This is a genomic window from uncultured Winogradskyella sp. (genome assembly GCF_947501905.1).
Taxonomy (GTDB): Bacteria; Bacteroidota; Bacteroidia; order Flavobacteriales; family Flavobacteriaceae; genus Winogradskyella.
On sequence record NZ_CANMXL010000006.1, the window covers coordinates 60665 to 86505 of the forward strand.

Below are 25841 nucleotides of genomic sequence, written 5' to 3' on the forward strand. Positions count from 1 at the left end.
AATTTATAAATTATTGTTTTATAACACGTACAGTTTTTGTATCTCCTTGGATAGATACTTTTACAAAATATGCACCTGATAACAAACTAGACAAATCTACATCTGTATTTACAGTATTAGGAGATAGTTTCATAACTTCTTGTCCTAGCATGCTATAGATAGCTACACTATCGATGCTTTCTCGAGCATTGAGTGTTAATACATTTTTAGTAGGATTTGGATAGTATACAAATGCTGTTTGGTTATCAAAATTAGTTGACGATAAGGCAGTTCCTTCTACAATAGCTAATTTTTGGTTTACACTTACATTGTACAAAATATCTGTTAAACCACTGAGCCATTTTACTTTTACGTAATCCACAGTTGACACATTACCAACTCCAAAGCTTTCAATTAAAGAATTCTGAGCCATATAACTTTCACCACCTAATACAACTCTAAATTGTTTATTACCTCCTATTGAGATTTCAATTACCGAGCCAATTCCATCTTTATTACTTACACTTCCTTCAAGTTGTATAGACAAATAATTGTTACTTGGAGTGGATGTGTTTTCCCAAAAAGAAGGATTCTGGTCGTTACCATTATTACTAATAATTTCAAGCTTTCCGTCATTATTATAATCACCTATAGCAGAAGAATAACTATTATAATCATTAGTCGTAAAGCCTACAGAAGTTGAATTTGAAAAACTACCTGAATTATTATTAATATAGAACCCATATGTTGGTAAACTGCTATCTGATGATGTATATTGAGAATTAATATATAAATCTAAATCTCCATCATTATCTGCATCTAAAAAATTAGAACCCCAACAAAAGCTAACTAGACTAGTTTGCGTAGAATTGGTTACATCAGAAAACGTTTCATCCCCATTGTTTCTTAGAAGTACAGTCCCAGGAGCATCGTAACCAGCGCCATTTGGTGAATTAGTTATAAATATATCGAAGTAACCATCAGAATCATAATCGTCTACAGTAACACTCATTGCACCAATAACAATATCTGCTCCCGATGACACACTTACATCACTGAAAGTTCCATCACCATTATTTTTAAATAAATGATTTGGTGTAGTCTTATCATTAGCTATATAGATATCTTGAAAGCCATCGTTATTGAAATCAAAAAAAGCTGAGCAAAATGACCATACCGAGCCTGCAGAAACACCAGAGGAACCAGTGATATCAGAAAAAGTACCATCACAATTATTCAAAAATAAATAATTAGTAATCAAGGTTCCTAAACTTCTATTAGACAAGTATACATCTAAACACCCATCATTATTTATATCTCCCCAAGATGCTCCGTAAGTAAATACATTATCTGTAGGGAAACCAGCTGTCAATGTTGCATCAACTAATGTCCCATTTTGATTTTCAAAAAGTCTATTACCATCAGTATCGCTGGTTAAAAATAAATCTTTATCTCCATCATTATCATAATCTATCCATGTGGTACTTCTAGTCCTGTAATCGTAACTTACAGAAGTAGGTAATAAACTTTCTTGAGAGAAAAGAAGACCATCAATATTTTTATAGAATCTTACAGGTATATTATCTCCTGATGCTAAGGTAATATCATCAAAGCCATCTCCATTATAGTCTACAAAACTTACGCCGAAGCCTCCAAAAACAGTATTGCCAGTGTTTGAGTTAAGCCCAAGTATACTAGCTCTGTCTTGAAAATTAATTTGTGCCATAGCACTATTAATAAACAAGCCTAATATGGTAAGTAAAAAATATTTCACTGTTAAGTTCTAAAAATGCAAAGTTATATAATTACTGCTTAAAAACTTTGATAACCTTTATATCTTCTTCGGATATTATTTTTACAAAATAATATCCTGATGCTAATTTAGAAAAATCGATACGATAGTCTCCAATGTCTGGTAATACATTAAATTGCTGTTGCACTAAGCTATTATAAACTAAGATTTGTTTTATTCTTTGCTGTGACTCTAGTTTTAAAGTATTAACAACTGGATTGGGATAATAAATAAATGCATTTTGTGTGTCAAAATCTGCTGAAGATAATGCTGTTCCTTCTACAACAGTTAACTTTTGGTTTACACTTACATTATACAAAATATCTGTTAAACCACTAAGCCATTTTACTTTTACATAATCCACTGAGGTAGCATTACCTACTCCAAAGCTTTCTATAAAAGAATTTTGAGCCATATAACTTTCTCCACCTAATACTACTCTATATTGTTTATTACCGGCTACAGAAATCTCGATAACTGAACCAATGCCATCTCTATTACTTGTTGTACCTTCTAAATCTATAGAAAGATAATTATTAGTATTAATTGATGATGTATTAGTCCATAATGAAGGTGTTTCATTAGCATCATTATTGACAACTATATCTTGCTTCCCATCATTATCATAATCGCCTATTGCACAGGCGTAACTCTTATAATCGTTGTTTACAAAACCAACACCAGTAGGGTTTGAAAACTGTTCATTACCTTCATTTTTATAAAACGCATAAGAAGGAAGATTATCTACCTGAGTATATTGGCAGCTTACATACAAGTCCAAATCACCATCATTATCAGCATCAAGAAAACTAGAACCCCAAGAAAAACTATCTAAACTTGTTCCCGAAACAACTGATATGTCCGAAAAAGTTTCATTTCCGTTGTTTTTTAATAAAATACTCCCCAGTGTAGGCGTGCTTATACTGTTTGGTGTGTTTGTAATAAAAATATCAAAAAAGCCATCAGAATTAAAATCATCTACAGTTACAGACATAGCATCAACTACAATATCTGTTCCTGATGATTGACTTACATCAGAAAATGTTCCGTCACCATTATTTTTATATAAGTAATTAGGTTTAAACTTATCATTAGCGACATATAAATCTTGATAACCATCATTATTAAAATCGAAAAAAGCAGAACAAAATGTTAGTGCCGAAGAATTTGTTAGCCCAACGCTATCTGTAACGTCAGAAAAAGTTCCATCACAATTATTTTTAAATAGATAATTGGTTATTGTCGTGTCACCTATTCTATTAGAAAGGTACACATCTAGACAGCCATCATTATCTATATCTCCCCATGACGCACCATAAGTGTGCACATTATCTAAAGGAAACCCTGCTACTATCGTTACATCAACTAATGTGCTATTTTGATTTTCAAAAAGTCTATTGCCATCAGTATCGCTTGTAAGAAATAAATCTTTATCACCATCATTGTCAAAATCTATCCAAGTAACACTTCGGGTTTTATAACTATAATCTCCTAAAATTGGAAGCAAATTCTCTTCAACAAAAAAGGTACCATCTAAATTCTTATAGAATCTTACGGGTAAGTTGTCTCCAGAGGCCAAAGTAATATCATCATAACCATCACCATTATAATCAACAAAGCTTACCCCAGAACCTCCAAAAATTGATGTACCTGTATTAGCTGTAAGTCCCAATACATTTCCATTATTCTGAAAATTAATCTGAGCTATAATAGAAAAACTCGATATATAGCATAATAATGCAACTATCTTTTTCATTGAGAATAGTATACAAAGTATTTATAAAATTGAAAAAAGCCACCTTTTCAGGTGGCTTTTGTTTTAATAAATTATAGTTTATTGCTTTATAACTCGTATTGTTTTTGTAGCACCTTGGATAGATACTTTTACAAAATACGCACCAGATAATAAACTAGACATATCTACTTCTGTATCAACAGAATTTGGAGACAATCTTATAACTTCTTGACCTAGCATATTATACATTGCAATGCTTTCAACATTTTGTTTTGCATTGATTGTTAATGTATTTTTAACTGGGTTAGGATAGTAAGTAAATGCTCTTTCAATATCAAACGAATCATTTGACAATGCAGAACCAGAAATAGAGAAGTTAAAAGCTCCAGGAGCTCTTCGCGTAGTACTACCATCATCACCAATTCTAATATAATAAGTAGTTCCTGTTGTTGCACTTGTTAAATTAGTGTTACAAGCAAGAGAAGTCGTAGTTGCACAATCGGCGTAGAAACCATATTCAAACCCTGCATCGATAGTCATCATAACGTCTCCATCTTGCGCTGCGGTAAACGAATACCATACATCATTACCAGACACACAACCATCTGTTAAGCCAGAATCTGTTGCTCCAACATTAGTTCCAGGTATTGTCATGCCAAAACTACCAGAGTCTATTGCCTCTGCGCCAGCACAATCATCATTTGGTAGAGTTGCACAATCAAGAGTTAAACTTATTGTTCCTGTAGTTGTATTACCATCTAAGTAATGTGCGATGTATACATAATATGTTTCGCCATTTGTAGTCGCAAATGTATGAGTTTCAGCTCCTGTACTTTGATCATCACATATTATGTTAGTTAATGTACCACAGTCTCCGCTAGCAATAGCCATTCTGTGGTCAAAAGAAGCCGTAGACGTTAAAGTTACATCTAAACCAGTACCAGTAAATGTGTACCATAAACCATTAACTCCCATGGCACATCCACTATCCTCAGAAGTACCCATTGAAGTAGATGAATTCCCATTAAGAGTCTCTCCACAAGTAATCGTATCTGCAGTAGCACAAGTAGTATTTGTCGAAGGCGGTGGTGGAGTACCTAAGCAAAAGGTAACATCTCCAAAATCATCATTATTAAAATCATACATTCTTAAATAGTAAATTGAACCTCCTGTTAATCCTGTGAAAGTATCAGCTGCTGATGTTGTGCAATCAACTTCTACGAGTGTCATACAATCTCCAGAATATAATTCAACTTGAGTGGTAGAGAAATCGGATGCACTTCTTGTGTAGTTCAATTCCGTTTCTCCCATTGGCATCATAAACGCATACCATATGTCTCCTCCTGCATAAGTAGCAGTAGCACATGTTGCTTGTGCTACACCAGAATCAGTGGCAGACACATTAGTACCAGTAACATCAGTCCCACATGTTCCAGACCCAACTGATACCATAGTTGCCCCAGAACATAAATCATTAGCTGGTGGTGGAGGTGCATCTTCAGTTGTAAAACTCCACTCAGGGCAACCAGTAGCAGGAGATCCCATATTTGATGGTACAATGGTCCAGAAATATTCTGTAGCAAAATCAATTCCTGTAACATCAATAGTTGTATTAGCAGCGAATGTTCCTAAATTATTCAATGCGCCAGAAGTAGTACCAAATAATAAATCGTAATTATCCGCTGTTTCTCCAGTAGTAGAAAATTCCCAAGCTAAAGTGACTCTATTATCTGTATCAAATACATCTACATTAGTAGCATCATCTGCTGGAGTAGGGTTCATAGCACATTCTGGTGCAGGTGGCAAAGTAAATTCTTCCAAACAAAATGCTACTGTTGATGTAGATCCTGAAAAATCGTAAATTTGAATTATTAAATCTTGACCTATTGTCCATCCGCTTAAAACTTCACCAGCTCCACTCGTAGCTGTAGACGTAAATGTTTGAGCACAATCTATTTCTGTTCCAGACGTATCTCTAATAACTATACCTGGATTACCAGGAGCAGTATCTAAGAAAAGTAAACCATCAGTTGTGGCAGTCCAAGTGAACCATTGGTCTAAACCAGTATCTGCCCCATTACAAGAGCCATCTACACCACTATCTGTAGTACCATCTATATCAAAAGGCAAAGTAAACTGTGCTGTTGCGCAACCTGTTCCTTGTGGATTAGGAACTATAGGTATGGCTGTTGCTTGTGTATCATTAACGACTGGCTGAAAGGTAGTAAACGTCTCTTCTGTACAACCAGTTGCTGGCCCTTGAGAATTAAATGGAATAATATTTACATAATACGTAGTTCCCTCCATTAAAGCTCCAATATTAGTAGTAAGCACATTTCCTAGTGTTGCTTGATATACATCATTCAATCCAGAACCTGTACCTACTGTTACACTGTAACCATCAACACCTCCAGATGCAGGTGACCAAGAAATATCACCTGTAGTAGGTAAATTAGCAGTCTGTGTCAACATAGCATCACAATTTGGAGCTGAACTAGGAGTAAATGTAGACACTACATCTATTGTTATAGTAATAGCATCAGAAAATCCATCATTCTCAGCTGATGTAATTGTAAGAGAAGTAAATCCAGTAATATCTACTCCATTTAACTCACCAGAACACCCAGAGATAGTAACGCCATCACTTGGCCCTCCTGTTATTAAAAGTGTAAAATCATACCAGTTGGATGTCCCATTAGTATCACAATTTGTATTTGTAAGGTTTCCAGCAGAATTGTTAAGTGTTAAAGCTGTAGGAGTTTCTGGGTCGGCACAATTAATTTCAGCGGCAGTAATTGTTAAAACTGTTGGGTCATCATCAAACCCAGAAGCAGAAAAAGTTTGATTACATGTCGATTGAGCGACAGAAAAAAAACTTGCAAATAAAAATAATAGTAAAGTAATTTTTTTCATAAACATAAATTAAAGTTAGTAGTGAATCTAAAAATATGTTAATTACTACTTAATTACTGGTTAACCAGATTATTATTCGACAAATAACAATTTTTCACGATAAGAGGTGTTTGAAAAAAAGAACTACAAAATATATTTTAAAAATAATTAAGAATAATCTAATAATAGTGCTAAAATATTGCGATTTTCTTAATAACTATATTATTACCTTTAAAATGTATTTTAAGTAGATATATTCCTTTTGAAAAAGAATTTATATCTGCTTTCAAGTTATTGGAATTTACCTCATAACTATTTATTTTTTGACCTGCAATATTTATGATATCTATCTGTTCCATCAGAGTATTAGAAGCTATATTAACTGTTTTGGATATTTGGTTTATATACGCAGTTAATTCTATATCATTGTTTGGGTTTGCTAATGAAAGAGTATTACCCTCAGTTATTTTCAAAGTATTATTAACATTAACATTATATATAATATCTTCTATACCACTTAACCATTTTACTTTTACATAATCAACAGTAGTAGCATTACCAACACCAAAGAATTCTTGAAGAGAATTTTGGGATAAATAACTTTCACCATTTGTAACATATCGATATTGTTTTTTATTTGCAACAGAAATTTCAATAACAGACCCTAAACCGTCTCTATTACTTACTACACCTAACAAATTAACTATCAAATAATTATTAACAGATGATGAGTTGTTCATCCACAAATTAGGAACTGTATTTAGATTATTAATTACAGCTATGTCAACTTTACCGTCATTGTTGACATCTCCTGTTGCAGAACCATAACTTCTGTATTCATTATTTTGAAAACCAAAACTACCAAGCTGACTATATGTTCCATCTGATTTATTATCGTAAAATCCATATGTGGGAAAATTATCATCTTGGGTATATTGACAGCTAACATATAAATCTAAATCTGTATCATTATCAGCATCTAAAAAATTTGCACCCCACGACCAACTGTCTAACTGTGTACCAGAACCAATAGAAACATCGGTAAACTGAACTCCATTATCATTTTTTAAAAGAATACTACCGCTAGTTTCTGTGCCTAAATCATTAGGTGTATTTGTAATATATATATCAAAATATCCATCATTATTGTAGTCATCTACGGTAACAGACATAGCATCTACAACTATATTAGAATTTGTAATTTCACTTACATCTGTGTAAGTACCATCTCCATCATTTATATACAAAAAATTAGGGTAAATTTTATCATTTGAAACATATAAATCTTGCCAACCATCATTATTAAAATCAAAAAAAGAAGCACAAAAGGTTAAGGCTGGATCATTATTTAGACCAGATTGCTCTGTAAAGTTTGTAAAAGTACCATCACAATTATTTTTGAAAAAATAATTTGTAATTACTGAGTCAACAGACCTATTGGATAAATACAGATCCAAGCAACCATCATTATTTACATCTCCCCATGATATTCCATATGTAAAAACATTATCCTCAAAAAGACCAGAAGCAATTGTAACATTAGTAAAACTACCATCGTCATTATTCCTGTAAAGTCTATTGCCATTAGTATCACTAGTTATAAATATATCTTTATCTCCATCATTATCATAATCAACCCATGAAACCGCCCTAACTTGATATGTGATTTGTGGAGTAATCAGGCTTTCCTCCACAAAAAAACCTCCTATATTCTTATAAAACCTTAAAGGAACACCATTACCAGAAGGAAGCGTAATATCATCCCATCCATCATTATTATAATCAACAAAAGTAATTCCATTACCATTCCCAATAGTTCCGGTATGTAATGTCATTCCTCTAATAGCTGCTTCATCTTCAAACAAGATTTGTCCATTAAGCAATAGACAGGAAAATACAGTAATTAGCGTAAGTGTAGATTTATACATTAAAAATAGAAATATATTTTCTTGTGCAATAAATATATATAATTATATAAACACAAAAAAGCCATTGCTATAAACAATGGCTTATTAACGTTAAAGAGTAATACTCTATTCTTTTTCTACAAAAGCATCCATAACAGCATCACTAACACCCATGTTGCTAAATCCACCATCATTATATAAGTTTTGTAATGTCACACGCTTAGTTAAATCACTAAATAGTGTTACTGTATAATTAGCACAATCTAAAGCTGTAGCGTTACCAAGAGGAGACATTTTTTCTGCGTAAGAAATAAATCCATCAAATCCTTTTACACCTTGACCTGCTGTTGTTGGTGTAGGTGATTGCGAAATGGTATTCACTCTAACTTTTTTATCACGTCCAAAAAAGTATCCAAAACTACGTGCTATACTTTCTAAATAGGCTTTGTTATCTGCCATGTCATTATAATCTGGGAATACACGTTGTGCAGCCATATAGGTTAAAGCTACTATACTTCCCCACTCGTTCATGGCATCTGCTTTGTAAAGTGATGACATTACTTTATGAAAAGACATTGCAGAAACATCAGTGCCTTTTTGAGTCCAATCATATTTCTGGTCTGTATACGCTCTTCCCTTTCTTACATTAACTGACATACCAATAGAATGCAATACGAAATCGATTTTACCACCGAGGATTTCCATAGATTTTTCGACAAGGTTTTGTAAATCTTCTTCTGATGTTGCATCTGCAGGAATAATTTGCGAACCTGTTTTCTCTGCCAAGTCATTAATCTGTCCCATACGCATCGCTATAGGTGCATTAGTTAAAACAAACTCTCCGCCTTCTTCATGAACACGTTCTGCAGTTTTCCATGCTATAGAATTAGGGTCTAAAGCTCCAAAAATGATTCCTTTTTTTCCTTTTAATAAATTATAAGACATAATTGTTTATGTTAGTTTATTTGTGGTCTAAATAATAGTTCAAATATAGTATTAATTCAATAATTGTTTTGCATGTGCAATAGCAGATTCTGTAATGTTTGCACCACTCAACATTTGCGCTAATTCTACCACACGGTCATCTTGTGTTAGGCGCTTCATATCTGTATGCGTAACATCATTTTTTTCTGTTTTATAAACCTTGTAATGCCAGTTACCTTTTGAGGCTACTTGAGGTAAATGCGTAATAGAAAATACTTGCATATTTTTACTCATGCTCTTCATTATATCTCCCATTTTATTAGATATTTCCCCAGAAACACCAGTATCAATTTCATCGAACATAATGGTTGGGAGTTTTACATAATTTGCCAATATAGACTTAATGGCTAACATGATACGAGATAATTCTCCACCTGATGCCGATTTTTTTAATTCGGTAAACTGACCTCCTTTGTTTGCCATAAACAAAAACTGCAACTCATCCTTGCCATTTGCCAAAAATTTATCTGTCTCCGTAAATTCAATATTAAATTTGGCATTAGGCATGCCTAATTGTGACAAAATATTTTCAAGATTTGATTTAAATTCTGGAACTACAGCTACTCGATTCTTATAAATTTTGGATGCTATACTATTGATTTGTTTTTCAGAAGCTTCAATCTCTGATTTTTTATCTAAAATATCAGTATCTAAATTTTCGGATTTGTCGACTTTAGCTTCTAGTTCTTCTTTTAGTTTTATTAATTCAGAAACGTCAAATACCGAATGCTTTTGTATGAGGTTATTTATAGTTTGTAATTTGTCACTTACCAACTGTAGCTCTTTAGGGTCTGTTGATAAGTGACCTTGTAGATTATCTAGTTCTGATACAATATCGTCTAACTCGATAGCTACACTCTCTATACGCTCCTCAATAGAATTATATTGTTTTCCGAAGCTTGAAATATTAATAAGTTGACGTTTTACTTCATTTATTCGGTCTATAATACCAACCTCATCTGACTCTAAAAGAGATTTTGAATAACCTATAGTTTCTTGTATAGTTTCAACATTACTTAGCTGTTCGTAGGTAGATTCTAACTCTTTAAGTTCTATGCCTTCAAGTTGTGCTTCAATTAATTCATTTAATAAAAACACATTATAATCGTACTCTTTCTTTGATACACTTAGAGACTTTTCTAAATCAAGTAATTGCTGTTTTAATGCTTTATACTTTTTTAACTGATTCGCATATTCCTTCAATAAATCTGCATTGTTAGCTAAAGCATCTATAACCTTAAACTGAAACGAGTCATTAGTTAACTGAAGCGTTTGATGCTGTGAATGAATATCTAAGATGTAACCACTTAAATTTGTTAAGCTATCTAAATTAACTGGGGTATCATTGACAAATGCTCTAGATTTTCCTGAGGGTAATATTTCTCTTCTAATGATAGTTTGCGGGTCGTAATCTAAATCTTCTTGATTAAAAACTGTTTCCAAATCATAATTAGCAATATCAAAAACGGCTTCTATAATGCATTTGTTAGAACTATCTTTAATTTGACTTAAGTCAGCTCTTTTTCCTAGTACAAGCGATAATCCACCTAATAAAATTGATTTACCTGCACCAGTTTCACCAGTGATAATAGAAAACCCATTATTGAAAGAGATTTCTAACTCATCGATTAAAGCATAATTTTTAATACGTAATGTCGTTAACACAAATGCAAGAATTGATTATATACAAAGCTACACTTTGTATACTATATATAAAATTAAGGATATAGAATAATTTAGAATTTAATTTTACTCCATTTAGAACCATGAATTGGAGCTATCTTATTAAGTACATCTACAACCCTAGTAATGTTTATATTAGGACCACCACTAAAAACACTTGCCACTTCATTAGCTTTAGAATCGAAAAAAACACGCATTAAAAAAGAATTTGGTCTACGGGAATGCATTTTTTGCAAATCTATCAATGATTCTGCAATAGCAGACTTACTACCTCTAACATCTTTATGCATTAAATCTAAACCATCTCTATGATATTTGTACATAGAACTTCTAAACTCTTTATATGTAGGAGACAGAATATTATCAATTAACGCAAAACGAGACTGCAAACCATCCTCTAGTTTCCATCCTCTTGAATTTCCTTGTTGAGAATAATTAGCAATTGTTTGAGCTTGTCTGTAATATTCATCACCTCCGCTAGGCTTAAATGTATCAGCATCCATACCCAATATCATATATATATGAAATGTTAATACCGAAATTAAATTAGACTCAAACTGATTTGGATTAAAAACTAAGTTCTGAAACTCTAAATATTGAAACCCAAACTCTTTATCATTAAATGTATAAACGGGCGTACTGTATGTAGAACCATAAATTGGTCTCGAAGTCTGTACTTGAAGTGTAGCTGAAAAAGCATCATTACTATAATTCTGTACGTTAATAACCATGCTACAATCTATGCGCTCTTGAACTTTAAAATTTTTGTCTGTCCATTGTGTATTATTAACAAATTCCGTTAGCTGTCTTTCTAAAGTCTTAAAAACTTGATTGTTATCATTACCTGTTTGTTGGGCAACAACTGTTACAGTACAATTAAGCTCTTGAGCCATTGTTACGGCAGTAACAAAAAGAAAAAGTATAAAATAGTATTTACGCATTGATTTGCTTTAAAATTTGATGCATTAAATCTTTAGCCACTTCAGCTTTGGATTTAAGTTCGTTTTCTATAACCTCATTAGATTTGGTTATAAATGTAACTTTATTTGTGGATACTCCAAAACCGGCTCCTTTATCTCTAAGGGAATTAAGCACTATTAAATCTAAATTCTTAGACTTAAGTTTTCCTTTTGCGTGCTCTAACTCATTGTTTGTCTCCAAAGCAAATCCTACCAGAAATTGTTGCACTTTTTGCTGCCCAAGTGATTTAAGAATATCTTTTGTTTTTTCTAACTCAATGGTAAACGTTGAATTGGACTTCTTTATTTTCTTATCTGCTATTTCTTTTGGTCTATAATCTGCTACAGCGGCAGATAAAATAGCAATATCTATCTCTTTATAATGCTTATGCACTTCATCATACATCTCTTGAGCACTTACAACAGGATGTATCGTAATTAAACTATGAGATATGTTTTGATGTGTAGGTCCTGAGATTAAAATTACCTCAGCACCTAAATTTGCAGCTGCGTTTGCAATCTCAAAACCCATTTTTCCACTGGAATGATTACCGATAAATCGTACTGGGTCTAACGCTTCATATGTTGGTCCAGCTGTGACAATAACTTTTTTTCCTTTTAGAGGCAATTTATTTAAAATGTCTGCTTCAATAAAAGCTACAATATCCTCTGGTTCTGCCATACGTCCTTCACCTACCAAACCACTTGCTAGTTCGCCACTTGTAGCCGGTATTATGATATTACCAAACGAGTTAAGTTTATCAAAAGATGTTTTAGTAGACTCATGCTTATACATGTCTAAGTCCATAGCTGGAGCAAAATAGACAGGGCACTTTGCAGATAAATATGTTGCCAGTAATAAATTATCACAAGTACCATTTGCCATTTTAGACATTGTATTTGCAGTTGCTGGTGCAATGACAAATAAATCTGCCCATAGTCCCAGTTCTACGTGGTTATTCCACATAGCATTATCATCATCTTCATTAGTAAAAGATGAATAAACTGGGTTTTTAGAAAGTGTAGAAAGCGTAAGTGGTGTAATAAAATCCTTAGAAGCAGGTGTCATCACTACTTTGATGTTGGCACCTGCTTTTATGAATTGTCTTACCAAATGTGCTGTTTTATATGCTGCAATTCCTGCAGTTACACCTAGTAAGATATTTTTGTCTTTAAGAATAGACATTTAGTTTTTATTCCTGAGTATCGTCCTCAGTATTTCTGTGATAAATCTTATCCTCTAACCACTCTTTAACTGCTAATGCATGTGGCTTAGGTAATTTTTCGTAAAACTTAGAAACTTCTATTTGTTCCTTGTTTTCAAAGATTTCTTCTAAACTATCGTTGTATGTAGCAAACTCTTCAAGTTTATCAACAAGCTCTCTTCTGATATCCGTATTAATTTGCTCAGCACGTTTAGCTATTACAGAAATAGCTTCGTAGATGTTATCCGTAGGAGCATCTATTTCGTTTCTGTTGTAAGTTAACGTAGTTACTGGTGCGTCTGTCTTTTTTAAATCCATTTTTATAATGATTAACTTTAAATCTCTTCTTTTTTTGCTTCTTCTAACTCAGCTTTCATTTCACTAGCTTCGTCTAGATATTTTGTTTCAGGATAGGCCTTTATAAGCGAATTATAATCAGCCAATGCTGTTTTAATACGTTCTTGCTTAAGTTCTTCAATACTTAATACTGCCAAATTATACTCTGAATTAAACTTGTAATATAAGGCATCTTCTCTTAAAGACGTTCCTGGAAAGTCTAATAAAAAATTATTAAATGACTTTATTGATGCTTTATAATCGTAAATTCTGTTGTATTGCTTAGCTATCTCAAATGCTTTTTTCTCAAGCTTAAAGTCTAATTCCTTAACTAATTCATTAGCTTCAGGAAGATATTTTGAGTCAGGATGATTATTTACGAATAGCTGAATTTTCTCTATGGCTTTAACTGTTTCTTCTTTATCTTTAGAATAAGCTGGTGACTCTTCATAGTAGCTCTTTACAGATAAGAAAGCAGCTTCTTCTGCTTTTTCACTATTTGGATATGAGTTAACAAATTGCTCAAATCTATAGGCCGACAGGTAGTATTGCTCTTCTTCATAAAAACACTTAGCGTGCATGTACATAAGTTTTTCAGCCTGAGGCTTACCTCTATACTTTGGGACAATTTGTTCAAAAAGTCTATTCGCTTTTTTAAACTTTCCAGCTTCATATAGCTCCTCGCCTAGTTTGAATTTTAATGCAGTATCTTCAGACTTCATTGCTTTCTGAAAATCGTTACAAGACGTTAAAACCAAAACAGATAGTAAAATATAAAATGCTCTTCTCATAAATTTAAAACAGTGTGCAAAAGTATGCATTAATAACGGATTTTAAAAACAAAAATTTGCTCTAAAATACAGGGTTATTTAAGTCTTTAATTGACTTTACAAGAAGTTTAACGTTTACCTAATCGTTTTAGTTCATTTTCAATTGATTTTTTCAAGCTTTCTGAAGCTTTAACTAAAGGCAATCTCACATAAGAATCGCTTAAATCTAAAGCGCTAAGAACAGATTTAATACCTGCTGGATTGTTTTCAGAAAAAATAAGATTGGTAATTGTTATCAAGTCAAAATGTGTTTTGTAAGCCTCTTTTGCATTGCCTCCAATACCTTGTCTTATCATTTCTGAGAATTCTTTTGTTAAGGCTTGACCAATTACTGAAATAACTCCAGAGCCTCCTGCTAAAGCTACAGCTAATGCCAAATCATCATCTCCAGATATAACATGAAATCCTTCTGGCTTATCTCTCAATAACTCTAAGTATTGCCCCATATCATTACCAGCTTCTTTAACTGCTATAATATTCTCAAAATCACGAGCCAAGCGCAATGTAGTTTCTGGCAACATATTTTTTGAAGTTCTACCTGGTACATTATATAATATAATTGGCTTAGGTGAAGCTATTGAAATGGCTTTAAAATGCTGATAAAGCCCTTCTTGCGTTGGTTTACTATAATATGGAGATACAGAAAGAATGGCGTCTATCTGAGATAAATCTGTAGTGTTTATTTCCTCAATAATAGTGTGGGTATTATTTCCTCCAATACCTAAAACTAAAGGCACACGACCTTTATTAACTTTAGCAATATGCGCAGTTATCGCAGTTTTTTCTTCTTTACTTATAGTTGCACTCTCTCCTGTGGTACCACTAATAACCAAATACTCGACACCATTAGAAATATTATGTTCTACTAGCTTACTTAAAGCATCATAATCGACTGACAAATCTTTTTTAAATGGTGTAATTAAAGCCACACCAGTACCTACAAACTTGGTCATTATATTTTATTTAATATGGTTAAATACTTTTTTAGTTCTGTTTTAAAAATCTCAAAATCTTTTGGCTTAACGTCAATAATTAAATCATAGAGGCGTTCATCCTTATTAGAAATACCTACTTTAAAATTTGCCTTAGACATGGCTGCAATTTGCTTTAATTCGTTCTCTTCTGCTAAAAAATAACAGATTAAGACATCAAACTTAGTATCTGTGAAATTTTGCAAATCTACATTTTTAAGTTTTCCATTCCATCCAAAATCTTTTGGACTATATACAGCATCCCATTGATTATGACTTTCGGGATTTAACTTAGAGAATGTATAAAAATTACATTTCGCAGATAATATCCCTAAAGCATTGATAAAAGCTTCAATTTCTTCGTAATCACAATATTCTGAATCATTTAAAAGCACACCTACAGACTTAATCTTATCCGAGCTAACCTCTACACTACGATTAGATAGCGTTTTGTTAATATATTTTTGATTTGATTTTTCCTTAAATGCTTTTAAAATCATTTATCTTTAGCCTTTGTGCAAATTTAACAAAAGTGTATTCACTTTGTTGTTAAGATATCATAAGTTATTTAGATGAGAAATAGACTTTTTTTAATGTTTGTTATGGCAGTTTTTATAACAGCTTGCAAACAAGACCATTCACTTAATAAGATTGTAGGCAAGAGAAATGCCGTTACAGACAGCCTAAAAACTAACGCTGAAATTGAAGCCTATATTAAACCCTATCGTGAAAGCGTTAACAAGGACTTAGATAGTGTAATAGCCTTTGCTGCAAATACTTATTCCAAAAATGACGGAGAACTTAATACAGCCATTGGTAATTTTATGGCTGATGCAGTTTTTGAAATTTGCAACCCAGTTTTTGAAAAAAGGACTAACAAATCTATTGATATGGTCTTGCTCAATCATGGCGGTATAAGATCAATAATTTCTAAAGGAAATATTACAAGTCGCACGGCTTATGAAGTAATGCCATTTGATAACTCTGTTGTCGTAACACCAATGGATGGGCAACAAATAAAGGATATGCTTTCATTTTTAGCCAGTAAAAAACGTGCGCATCCAATTTCAAGATTAAAACTAACACTTTCTAACGACTACTCTATCAAAGAAGCATTAATTAATGGCAGTGAAATTGATTATGAAAAAATCTATCATGTAGCTACTAATGACTATCTATATAATGGTGGCAGTAGAATGCATTTTTTAAAATCAAAGGATACAGTCTATGACCTAGATTATAAAATAAGAAATCTACTTATAGATTACTTTAAGAAAATAGACACCTTACAACCTAGCATTGACGACAGATTTACTCACCAAAAAGATTAATTCAAATGAACCGTAGAAAATTCATACAACAGACTTCAGCAGCCAGTGCTTTGATAGGTTTAGGCGGACTCACACTTTCTTCGTCTAGCGCAAAGACAACAAAAAGAATAACCATTTTACACACCAATGATGTTCATAGTCATATTGACCCGTTTGGACCAAATGATGGTAGAAATGCCAATAAAGGTGGAGTTGCAAGGCGAGCATCGTTAATTGAAGCGGTGAGAAAAGAAAACCCTAATACTTTATTATTAGATGCTGGTGATATATTTCAAGGTACACCCTATTTTAACTATTATGGTGGCGAATTAGAATTTAAGCTCATGAGTATGCTTAAATATGATTTAGCCACAATTGGTAATCATGATTTTGATAATGGTATAGACGGTTTATACAGTCAACTACCAAATGCCAATTTTGATTTTGTATCTGCTAATTATGATTTTAAAAACACCATTTTAGACACTCACGTAAAGCCTTATAAAATCTTTCTTAAGGATGGTGTTAAAATAGGAGTTTTTGGCTTAGGCATTGAACTAGAAGGCTTAGTTGGTAAAAAACTGTATAAGGAAACAGTGTACAACTATCCTATTGAGATTGCTCAAGACATGTCTCGCATTCTTAAAGAAGAACAACAATGTGATTTGGTAATATGCTTATCTCATTTAGGCTACTACTATAAGAATAACCCCGAGATCGTATCTGATTTACTAATAGCTAGACAAACAAAAGACATAGACTTAATTATAGGTGGTCATACACATACGTTTTTACCAAAACCTACTATTGAAAAAAATAGTAATGGTAAAAATGTGCTTGTTAATCAAGTTGGCTGTTATGGCTTATATGTAGGTCAAGTAGATTTTTACTTAGAAACAGGAAAAGAAAAGCAAGCAGAAGGCACTACAATTATAGTATAACACTTAAACCTTCATTTTAGAATCTAGAAAATTAAAATCCGTCTGTCTTTGATGTTTAAGACTCGATTGCAAATAATAGAACACAAAAGCAAGTACTAAAAATACCGAATATATAGCAGCTAAATGTGTCATATCTGCAACGTAATAGTAGGCTAACTGAATCATTTCTGAAAAGAAAATAAACATTGAACCTATTAAAAATAACATTGATTTATTATCTCCTTTATCCATATAATTAATCAAGGCCACAGAGAGCAATGTCATAACTATAATATTATAGAGAAATTCAGTGATATACTCTGGAGTTTCTAATTTGGTTTGTGCAGTTTCAGTAATAAGAGTCACACAAAAAACACCGAGAACAGCTAATATTATTAATGTCACAGGGAATTGCTTTACTATCTCCTTAAATTTCATGGTTAGCATGCATCTTAAAATCAAAAATACATAAGCTAGCATATAAAAGAAATTACCTAAATAATAATCGTAATTAACTGTTTCTGTGACAAGTAAAATGTAATTAGAGGATAAGGATAAGATTTCAGAAATTGTAAACGCAATTAAAAAATACAAAAAGTATGGTCTTTTTTTAGTTTTTAAATCTATGCTTCTCTTATACAGATAAGTTAGTAACAAAAGTAGCAGTGCACTTGCCCAATCATTGTACAAATCCACTTTTAAAACCTCTAAAATTATATACGCGACACTTAATATCACTAGAGCAACCTTAAGTAACCTATTGATTATCATACCATTTTCTTATTAATAGCTTGGGCAAATATATATAAAAAATACTATTAAACGAAAAAAACATGCATTTAAACGATAAAAAAATAAAATTTATAAGAAAAATAGGACGTTAACAGAAAGGGGTAAGTACCAAAGGAGAAATCATTTGAGCATATTCATAAAGTCAGATTCACTAATTATTGGCACATTCAAAGATTCTGCTTTTGTCCTTTTACTTGGTCCCATTTTATCACCTGCAACTAAATAACTGGTCTTAGAAGAAATTGAAGATGATACTTTTCCTCCATTATCTTCAATCAGTTTTTTAAGTTCCGTTCGCGAGACAGATTCAAAAACACCTGACACTACAAAAGTATTACCAGATAGCTTAATTGTTTGATTAGCTAATTTTTCGGCAGAAATTTCGAGTTGCAACCCAAAAGATTTTAAACGCTCAATAATTTTAAGGTTTTCTGGGGATGAGAAGAATTCAACAACACTTTCTGCAATACGTTCTCCTATTTCATCTACACTTACCAAATCCAATATAGAAGCTACCATCAAATTATCAATTGATTTATAGTGCTTTGCTAGTTTTTTAGCTACAGTTTCTCCAACATATCTTATGCCTAACGCAAATAAAACACGTTCGAAAGCTATTTTCTTAGAGGCTTCTATGCCATTAACTAAATTCTCTGCACTTTTTTGGGCCATACGTTCTAACGGAAGTACTTGCTCAACTGTTAACTCATATAAATCCGAATAATCATTAATTAATCCGCCATTAACTAAAAGCGCAACAGTCTCTCCACCCAGGCCTTCAATATCCATTGCTTTTCTGGATATATAATGCTGGATACGTCCAATAACTTGTGGTGGACAACCATTATAGTTTGGGCAATAATGCTTAGCTTCTCCTTCAAGGCGCAGCAATTCAGTTTCGCATTCTGGACAAGTTGAAATATATGTGGTAGGTTCAGTATTTTCAGGTCGATTAGATAAATCTACAGCTATAATCTTTGGGATAATCTCTCCTCCTTTTTCTACAAAAACGGTATCACCTTCTCTAATATCTAATTTTTCAATTTGGTCAGCATTATGTAATGAGGCCCGTTTTACAGTAGTGCCTGCCAATTGTACAGGTTCTAAATTTGCAACTGGTGTAATAGCACCTGTACGACCGACTTGGTATGTAATTTCATTTAATCGTGTAGATACTTGCTCTGCTTTAAACTTATATGCCATGGCCCAACGTGGCGCTTTTGCTGTAAAACCCAATTCTTCTTGCTGAAACAAGCTATTGACTTTAATTACAATACCATCAATCTCGTAAGGCAAATCATGACGTTCTTTGTCCCAATACTCAACAAATTTTAAAACCTCATCGATAGAGCTCACCAATTTGGCTTCTTTTGGTACTTTAAATCCCCATTCTCGAGCTTTTTCAAGACCTTCAAACTGAGTAGAAACATTAAGATTATTACCTTTAATACTGTATAGTAAACACTGTAAAGGACGTTTTGCAACCTCAGCACTGTCTTGTAATTTCAAACTCCCTGAAGCAGTATTTCTAGGGTTTCGATAGGGTTCTTCATCATTTGCAATACGGTCTTCATTCATTTTCAAGAAACCTTCGATTGGCAAGATAATCTCGCCTCTAATATCAAACCGTTTAGGAAAGTCGCCTTTAAGCTGAAGCGGCACGGTATTTATCGTTTTTATATTTGCAGTAACTTCATCGCCTTGAACACCATCTCCACGAGTAACTGCCCTGATAAGCTTTCCGTTTTCGTAAGTGAGATTCATGGACGCACCGTCATATTTTAACTCACAAGTGTATTGAATATCTCCATCGACCAGCTTTTTTATTCGTGTTTCCCAATCGAGTAAATCTTCTTTCGAATACGAATTATCTAAGGAATACATCCTAAAATCGTGAACTACAGTATTAAAGTTTTTAGTAATTGCACCACCTACACGTTGACTTGGTGAATTTGCATCAAAAAATTCAGGATGTTTTTCTTCTAAAGCTTGAAGTTCTTTCAACTTCATATCAAATTCATAATCCGAAATCGTCGCATTATCGAGTATGTAGTAATTGTAATTATGTTGACGTAGCTCTTCGCGAAGTGCTTCTATGTTTTGTTTGATTTCCATTTTTAATTTATCCCTTTTAGCATTCTATGATTACCATTAAGGTCTTCTCTAAGCTCTACATTATCAAAATTAGCATCTATTAAAAGTTGCTTAGTTTCGTTTCCAAGATACTGATTGATTTCAAAATAAAGCTGTCCTTTTTGTTTCAAATTATTAACAGCAAACTCAGTAATCGCTTTATAAAATATCAACGGATTATCATCATCAACAAACAATGCTAAATGTGGCTCATTATCTAACACATTAGATTGAATTTCTACTTTCTCTAAATTCCTGACATATGGTGGATTGGAAACAATAACATCAAATTCCAAATCCTTAAATTCTGAATTCCATGTCCTGCTGTCTAAAATATCTGCTTCTAAAAAAGTGATATCTACATTATTGTTTTCAGCATTATATTTTGCAACTTCGAGCGCTTTATGACTTACATCAAGAGCATAAATATTTGCTTTTGGCAATTTCTTGGCCAAACTAATAGCTATACAACCAGAACCAGTACCAATATCTAAGATATTATAAGACTTATCAACTGAGTTCAAAGCGGCAGAACGTATCATCCAATCTACTAACTCTTCGGTTTCTTGACGAGGAATTAAAACATCTTCAGATACTTTGAGTTTTAATCCGTAAAACTCTGTTTCTCCAAAAATATATTGAATCGGTTTTTGTTGTTTTAATGTTTCAAGTGTCGTAAAAAACTGTTCAATTTCAAGCTTATCAATTGTATATTCAGAATCTAATTGCAGTTGAATTCTAGCCACATCTAGATAATGTTCTAAACACAAAAAGAAAAAGCTTGCAACTTCTTCTTTTCCGTAGATATTATCTAATTCCTTATGAAATATAGCTTTTAAATCGAGAGCTTTCAATATTATAAATCTTTAAGCATCCAAACAGAACACGAATAATGGCCTGTATCTCCCATTGGTGCATCAATAGACTCAAAGCCTACTTTCCGATACAGTTTCCTGGCATCATCCATATATGGCATTGTTTCTAAATAGCATTTATCAAAACCAGCTTCTTTAGCATAATCCAAACACTTTTTCATCATTTTACTACCAATCCCTTTACCTCTAGCATCTGGCATAAAATACATTTTTTGAAGCTCACAGATATTGCCATCATAATTATCTAATGGCGAAATTCCTGCACCTCCCAAAATTTCATCGCCTTTTACAACAACAAAGTATATTTTTTTTGGTTCATCATAAGTCTCAAGCATACAATCTAAAGCAGTATCTTCATAAGCCGTACCAACTTTGGGCACACCAAACTCTATTAAAACTGAGCGAATTGCTTTTGCAATTTCAGGATTGTCTTGTGGTTCTATTTCTCGAATAACAATAGTATCTTTACCCATGTTATTTTTTAATTATTCAGTATAAAATTACAAGGCATGAAGATACATAATAAAAATCTCCTTTTTATGAAAAAACTAATGTTGATTTCAGTATTTTTTTCACTACTTCTTAACTGTACTGTTACTGAAAAACCAGAATTCATTGGTGTTGAAAATATTAAGGTATTAGATTCTAACATCAAAACAATTACGCTAAGTGCAGATGCTAATTTTATTAACCCAAATGATGTTGGTGGCTCCTTAAAAACTGATGATTTAAAGGTCTTTATAAATGATACCGAAGCCGCAAAATTTGAAGCCAAAAGTTTTGACGTTCCCTCAAACAAAAGTTTTACTATTCCGCTTACTGTTGCCGTATCCACAGACAGTATTATCGATAAAAAAAGTATTGGTGGGCTATTTGGAAGTCTAATTTCACAACGCCTAAAAGTGCAATATAAAGGCAAAATTGATTATAAGGTTTTAGGGTATTCCTCTTCATATGATGTAGACAAAACTCAGGACCTAAAGATTAAACTCTAAACTTGAATACTAACGAATACTATATAAAACGTTGTTTGCATATTGCAAAAAATGGATTAGGTTCAACTAGACCTAACCCAATGGTTGGTGCTGTAATTGTATTTGAAAACAAAATTATTGGCGAAGGCTACACAAGTGCATATGGCGGACCACATGCCGAAGTGAATGCAATAAATGCTGTAAAAGACAAATCACAACTAAGTAAATCTACACTTTATGTAACACTTGAACCTTGTAGTCATCAAGGAAAAACTCCGCCTTGCAGTGATTTAATCATTAAACACAAAGTTCCGAAAGTAGTTATTGGCTGCGTTGACGATAATCCTCAAGTCTCAGGAAAAGGTATTGCAAGACTTGAAGCTTCTGGATGTGAAGTTACAATTGGAGTTCTTGAAAAAAAATGTAAAGCGCACCACAAACGGTTTTTTACGTTTCATAATAATAAGCGCCCTTATATTATTTTGAAATGGGCAGAAACTAAGGATGGATTTATAGCTCCAAAAGCTAAGAACGAACAAAAACCCGTTTGGATTACCAATAGATACTCAAGGCAATTGGTGCATAAATGGCGAGCTAATGAGCAAGCCATTTTGGTTGGTACAAATACCGTGATAGAAGACAACCCCAGTTTAACAGTAAGAGACTGGTCTGGCGAAAATCCTATTAGAATTGTTTTGGATAAGCATTTGAAATTAAACAAGTCAAATTCAATTCTTAATGATGAAGCCAAGACTATTACTATTTCAAAAAAAGACATAGAGTTTAATGCGAATTTAGCTCGACAAGTCTGTGATGTTCTATTTCTAGAAAATATAAACTCAATAATAATAGAAGGTGGCGCAAAAACGCTTCAAACATTTATAGATGAAAACCTTTGGGACGAAGCAAGAGTTTTCACTGGAGAAGCTGAATTTACAGAAGGTATTACTGCTCCTGTTTTAAAAGGAAAGCTAATTTCTGAAGAGCGCATTCTTAATGACACACTAAAGGTTTATAATCGTGATTAAAACTTTAATTTTTGATTTCGGTGATGTCTTTATTAACCTTGATAAGCAAGGTGCTATGTCTAATGCGCTTCGTTTATTTAAGATGACTGAATTTGAATATGATATGGTTGAAACCAATATAAAATATGAAATTGGTGAAATCTCAACTTCAGAATTTTTAGGTTTTTATAAAACTAAGTTCCCTTATTTATCAGAGCATAATATTGTACATGCATGGAATTATATTATAAAAGACTTCCCTAATCATAGGTTAGAATTTGCAAAACAACTTAAAAAAAGCAACAAGTATAAACTCATATTATTGAGCAATACCAACGAAATGCATATTGACTTTATCAAAGAGAATGTTTCGTTTTATAATGCTTTTAAAAAATGCTTTGACAAATTCTATTTATCTCATGAAATTAATCTTAGAAAGCCAAATACTAATATTTACGAATTTGTATTAACTCAGAATAACTTAAACCCTGAAGAATGCATATTTGTTGATGACACTAAAGAAAATACTGATACAGCTCATAAATTAGGAATACACACTTGGAACATAGATGAAACCAAAGAAGATGTTGTTAACTTGTTCAAAATCCAGAAACACTTATTTTGATTTATTTAGCACTCAGCATTCTATCTTCTACTGCAATTTTTGTCTTGTTCAAACTATTTAACAAGTATAAGATAGATACTTTACAAGCTATAGTCATCAACTATTTTACAGCTTGTACATGCGGATTAATTCACAATAACAATGCTATCGTTGCTTCAGAAATCATCTCTTCTGATTGGTTTATTGGTGTAATTTTCCTTGGATTTTTGTTTATAGCCGTATTTAACGTCATGGCCTTAACTGCGCAGAAGAATGGACTTTCTGTAGCTTCAGTAGCAAGTAAAATGAGTGTTATCATTCCTGTAGTATTTGGAATTTATGTATATAATGAAAGTATTGGGTTCCAAAAAATAATCGGGATTATTCTAGCTTTAATCGCTGTGTATTTAACTTCTGTCAAACAAAAAGACAATAATGTCCTTACACAATCTCTATACTTGCCTATTCTCCTATTTTTTGGTTCAGGAATTATAGATACGTCTATTAATTACTTTGCGCCAGATGATAAAATTCCATTGTTCTCAGGACTAATTTTTGGTTGGGCTTTTATTTTAGGTGCTTTTATACTTATTTATAAATCCATTAGATTCAATAAAAATTTCAAGGTCAAAAGTATTCTTCCAGGGATAACTTTAGGTTTAGTAAATTATGCATCTATTTACTTTTTACTGAAAGCCTTACGAATTGATGGTTTAGAGAGTTCAACACTATTTACGGTTAATAACGTTGCTATAGTTGCTTTTTCTACACTAATTGGTTTGCTCATCTTTAAAGAACGTATTTCTAATAAAAATTGGCTTGGCATTTTACTAGCACTAATTTCTATAGCTTTGGTTACAATTACAGAATGGAATTAAAAGACACATACAAAACAATAACAAGTCCATCTGAAGAGGCTTTGTTTAAAGATAAAAACAGTAAGTTTTTTGGGTATGCATTTCCAGTAAAAACTGAAGATGATATAAAACTCCAAATGGAAAAACTAAAGAAAGACCATTACGCTGCTAGGCATTGGTGTTATGCTTATCAACTTGGCACAGAACAACTAAGATATAGAGCTAATGATGATGGCGAACCCAACAATTCTGCAGGAATGCCAATCTATGGACAAATACAATCGTTTGATGTTACAAACATATTGATTGTTGTGGTAAGATACTTTGGAGGTATAAAACTTGGTGTAAGTGGACTTATTAATGCCTACAGAACTGCAGCGCAAATGGCTTTAGAAAATGTTTCAATTACTGAAAAGACTATAGATATTGATTATAGTATTCAGTTTGAATATAAAAATATGAGTAAAGCTCTTAGACTACTAAAAGATAATGAGGCGGAAATTATAAGTCAGAAATTAGAATTAGACTGCTTAATTACATATTCAATTAGAAAAAGCAAAGCTGAGCAACTTTTTAACATTTTCGAAAATTTTCATGGCGTAGCAATAAAAAAATTATAAATTTTTGTTCTCAATTTTGTCTAACAAATATTTTGGACAACGCGTTGGTCTATTTTTTTTCATATCAATAAACACCAAAACTGTATGTCCTGTTGCCAATAATTCTTCGTTATCATTTAATAATTCATAGTCAAATTCTATGCTAGCCATAGGTGTTTTTTTAAGAGAAGTTTTTAGCGTTAACAAATCATCATATCGCGCAGAATTTTTATATTTTATATTTAGAGATACAACAGGTAACATTATTCCGTTTTCTTCCATAGATTTGTAAGTAATTCCGTACTGTCTTAACCACTCAGTTCTTCCGACTTCAAAATAACTGGCATAGTTTGCATGGTATACAACGCCCATTTGGTCTGTCTCTCCGTAGCGTACACGAATTTGTGTCTCATTTTTATTCATGTTTGTAATTTTCTGTTTAATAAAAAAATTGTACATTTAAAGTTGACAAAAACATGAGAAAAAATTTCTTAAAA

Annotated in this window: 24 protein-coding genes; 7 read left to right on the forward strand and 17 right to left on the reverse strand. The window is 32.5% G+C overall.

The genetic code is table 11. The features are described 5' to 3' along the window. Nucleotides 1-10: 10 nt before the first annotated feature. The 12 genes from Q0770_RS13705 to Q0770_RS13760 all read right to left on the reverse strand — a co-directional run bounded on the left by Q0770_RS13705 (nucleotide 11) and on the right by Q0770_RS13760 (nucleotide 15773). The gene (locus Q0770_RS13705) at nucleotides 11-1753 is read right to left on the reverse strand and encodes an FG-GAP-like repeat-containing protein (protein ID WP_299117913.1); all 1743 of its coding nucleotides are present in this window, start codon (nucleotides 1751-1753) and stop codon (nucleotides 11-13) included. Nucleotides 1754-1784: 31 nt separating this feature from the next. Then, the gene (locus Q0770_RS13710; protein WP_299117915.1) at nucleotides 1785-3527 is read right to left on the reverse strand and encodes an FG-GAP-like repeat-containing protein; all 1743 of its coding nucleotides are present in this window, start codon (nucleotides 3525-3527) and stop codon (nucleotides 1785-1787) included. Between the two features lie 78 nt (nucleotides 3528-3605). Further along, nucleotides 3606-6419 (reverse strand): T9SS type A sorting domain-containing protein, encoded by a 2814-nt coding sequence (locus Q0770_RS13715; protein WP_299117916.1) that lies wholly within the window; start codon nucleotides 6417-6419, stop codon nucleotides 3606-3608. 170 nt (nucleotides 6420-6589) lie between these two features. Then, nucleotides 6590-8326, reverse strand: coding sequence for an FG-GAP-like repeat-containing protein (locus tag Q0770_RS13720; RefSeq protein ID WP_299117917.1), 1737 nt, complete (start codon nucleotides 8324-8326; stop codon nucleotides 6590-6592). 105 nt (nucleotides 8327-8431) lie between these two features. Then, nucleotides 8432-9250 (reverse strand): enoyl-ACP reductase, encoded by an 819-nt coding sequence (locus tag Q0770_RS13725; protein ID WP_188375307.1) that lies wholly within the window; start codon nucleotides 9248-9250, stop codon nucleotides 8432-8434. Nucleotides 9251-9301: 51 nt separating this feature from the next. Further along, entirely contained in the window at nucleotides 9302-10954 is a 1653-nt protein-coding gene (gene recN / locus Q0770_RS13730) for a DNA repair protein RecN (protein WP_299117919.1), read from the reverse strand. 71 nt (nucleotides 10955-11025) lie between these two features. Beyond that, a complete protein-coding gene (locus Q0770_RS13735) occupies nucleotides 11026-11913 on the reverse strand; it encodes a DUF4835 family protein (protein WP_299117921.1) in 888 nt (295 codons plus the stop codon). After that, nucleotides 11906-13117 carry a bifunctional phosphopantothenoylcysteine decarboxylase/phosphopantothenate--cysteine ligase CoaBC gene (gene coaBC, locus Q0770_RS13740; RefSeq protein ID WP_299117923.1) on the reverse strand — a complete coding sequence of 404 codons (1212 nt, stop codon included), beginning with the start codon at nucleotides 13115-13117 and terminating at the stop codon, nucleotides 11906-11908. Before coaBC ends, Q0770_RS13735 begins: the two co-directional genes overlap by 8 nt. A gap of 7 nt (nucleotides 13118-13124) precedes the next feature. Continuing rightward, complete coding sequence (locus Q0770_RS13745) at nucleotides 13125-13454, reverse strand: DNA-directed RNA polymerase subunit omega (RefSeq protein WP_188375311.1); 330 nt, start codon at nucleotides 13452-13454, stop codon at nucleotides 13125-13127. Between the two features lie 17 nt (nucleotides 13455-13471). Beyond that, nucleotides 13472-14263, reverse strand: coding sequence for an outer membrane protein assembly factor BamD (locus Q0770_RS13750; protein ID WP_299117928.1), 792 nt, complete (start codon nucleotides 14261-14263; stop codon nucleotides 13472-13474). A gap of 107 nt (nucleotides 14264-14370) precedes the next feature. Next, on the reverse strand, nucleotides 14371-15255 hold the full coding sequence (dapA, locus tag Q0770_RS13755; protein WP_299117930.1) for a 4-hydroxy-tetrahydrodipicolinate synthase: 885 nt from the start codon (nucleotides 15253-15255) through the stop codon (nucleotides 14371-14373). Beyond that, on the reverse strand, nucleotides 15255-15773 hold the full coding sequence (locus tag Q0770_RS13760) for a hypothetical protein (protein WP_299117932.1): 519 nt from the start codon (nucleotides 15771-15773) through the stop codon (nucleotides 15255-15257). Before Q0770_RS13760 ends, dapA begins: the two co-directional genes overlap by 1 nt. 72 nt (nucleotides 15774-15845) lie before the next feature. Here Q0770_RS13760 and Q0770_RS13765 point away from each other — a divergent pair, with 72 nt between their 5' ends. Together Q0770_RS13765 and Q0770_RS13770 are read left to right on the forward strand one after the other, a co-directional pair. Beyond that, a complete protein-coding gene (locus tag Q0770_RS13765; RefSeq protein WP_299117934.1) occupies nucleotides 15846-16604 on the forward strand; it encodes a 5'-nucleotidase C-terminal domain-containing protein in 759 nt (252 codons plus the stop codon). Between the two features lie 5 nt (nucleotides 16605-16609). After that, nucleotides 16610-17524 carry a bifunctional UDP-sugar hydrolase/5'-nucleotidase gene (locus Q0770_RS13770; RefSeq protein ID WP_299117936.1) on the forward strand — a complete coding sequence of 305 codons (915 nt, stop codon included), beginning with the start codon at nucleotides 16610-16612 and terminating at the stop codon, nucleotides 17522-17524. A gap of 3 nt (nucleotides 17525-17527) precedes the next feature. Here the strand turns inward: Q0770_RS13770 and Q0770_RS13775 are convergent, their stop codons facing one another. The 4 genes from Q0770_RS13775 to Q0770_RS13790 form a co-directional block, all read right to left on the reverse strand. Then, the gene (locus Q0770_RS13775) at nucleotides 17528-17941 is read right to left on the reverse strand and encodes a hypothetical protein (protein ID WP_299117939.1); all 414 of its coding nucleotides are present in this window, start codon (nucleotides 17939-17941) and stop codon (nucleotides 17528-17530) included. Between the two features lie 474 nt (nucleotides 17942-18415). Then, the gene (gene ligA, locus Q0770_RS13780; protein ID WP_299117941.1) at nucleotides 18416-20410 is read right to left on the reverse strand and encodes an NAD-dependent DNA ligase LigA; all 1995 of its coding nucleotides are present in this window, start codon (nucleotides 20408-20410) and stop codon (nucleotides 18416-18418) included. A 2-nt stretch (nucleotides 20411-20412) separates the two neighbouring features. Continuing rightward, entirely contained in the window at nucleotides 20413-21282 is an 870-nt protein-coding gene (gene prmC / locus Q0770_RS13785) for a peptide chain release factor N(5)-glutamine methyltransferase (protein WP_306420477.1), read from the reverse strand. Nucleotides 21283-21284: 2 nt separating this feature from the next. Next, entirely contained in the window at nucleotides 21285-21776 is a 492-nt protein-coding gene (locus Q0770_RS13790; RefSeq protein WP_299117943.1) for a GNAT family N-acetyltransferase, read from the reverse strand. Between the two features lie 66 nt (nucleotides 21777-21842). On the opposite strand from Q0770_RS13790, the gene Q0770_RS13795 reads away from it, so the two are divergent. From Q0770_RS13795 to Q0770_RS13815, 5 genes are read left to right on the forward strand one after another with little or no spacing between them, the layout of a single operon-like run. Next, a complete protein-coding gene (locus tag Q0770_RS13795; protein ID WP_299117945.1) occupies nucleotides 21843-22298 on the forward strand; it encodes a hypothetical protein in 456 nt (151 codons plus the stop codon). Nucleotides 22299-22300: 2 nt separating this feature from the next. After that, nucleotides 22301-23305, forward strand: coding sequence for a bifunctional diaminohydroxyphosphoribosylaminopyrimidine deaminase/5-amino-6-(5-phosphoribosylamino)uracil reductase RibD (gene ribD / locus Q0770_RS13800; RefSeq protein ID WP_299117947.1), 1005 nt, complete (start codon nucleotides 22301-22303; stop codon nucleotides 23303-23305). Continuing rightward, entirely contained in the window at nucleotides 23298-23909 is a 612-nt protein-coding gene (locus tag Q0770_RS13805) for an HAD family phosphatase (RefSeq protein ID WP_299117949.1), read from the forward strand. Before ribD ends, Q0770_RS13805 begins: the two co-directional genes overlap by 8 nt. Nucleotides 23910-23953: 44 nt before the next feature. After that, nucleotides 23954-24766: an EamA family transporter gene (locus Q0770_RS13810; protein ID WP_306420478.1), complete on the forward strand. Its 813-nt coding sequence runs from the start codon at nucleotides 23954-23956 to the stop codon at nucleotides 24764-24766. After that, complete coding sequence (locus Q0770_RS13815) at nucleotides 24757-25365, forward strand: YigZ family protein (RefSeq protein WP_299117953.1); 609 nt, start codon at nucleotides 24757-24759, stop codon at nucleotides 25363-25365. Before Q0770_RS13810 ends, Q0770_RS13815 begins: the two co-directional genes overlap by 10 nt. On the opposite strand, the gene Q0770_RS13820 is transcribed toward Q0770_RS13815, so the two are convergent. Then, nucleotides 25360-25767 (reverse strand): thioesterase family protein, encoded by a 408-nt coding sequence (locus tag Q0770_RS13820; RefSeq protein WP_299117954.1) that lies wholly within the window; start codon nucleotides 25765-25767, stop codon nucleotides 25360-25362. The two genes, Q0770_RS13815 and Q0770_RS13820, sit on opposite strands and share 6 nt — an antisense overlap. Between the last annotated feature and the right edge of the window lie 74 nt (nucleotides 25768-25841).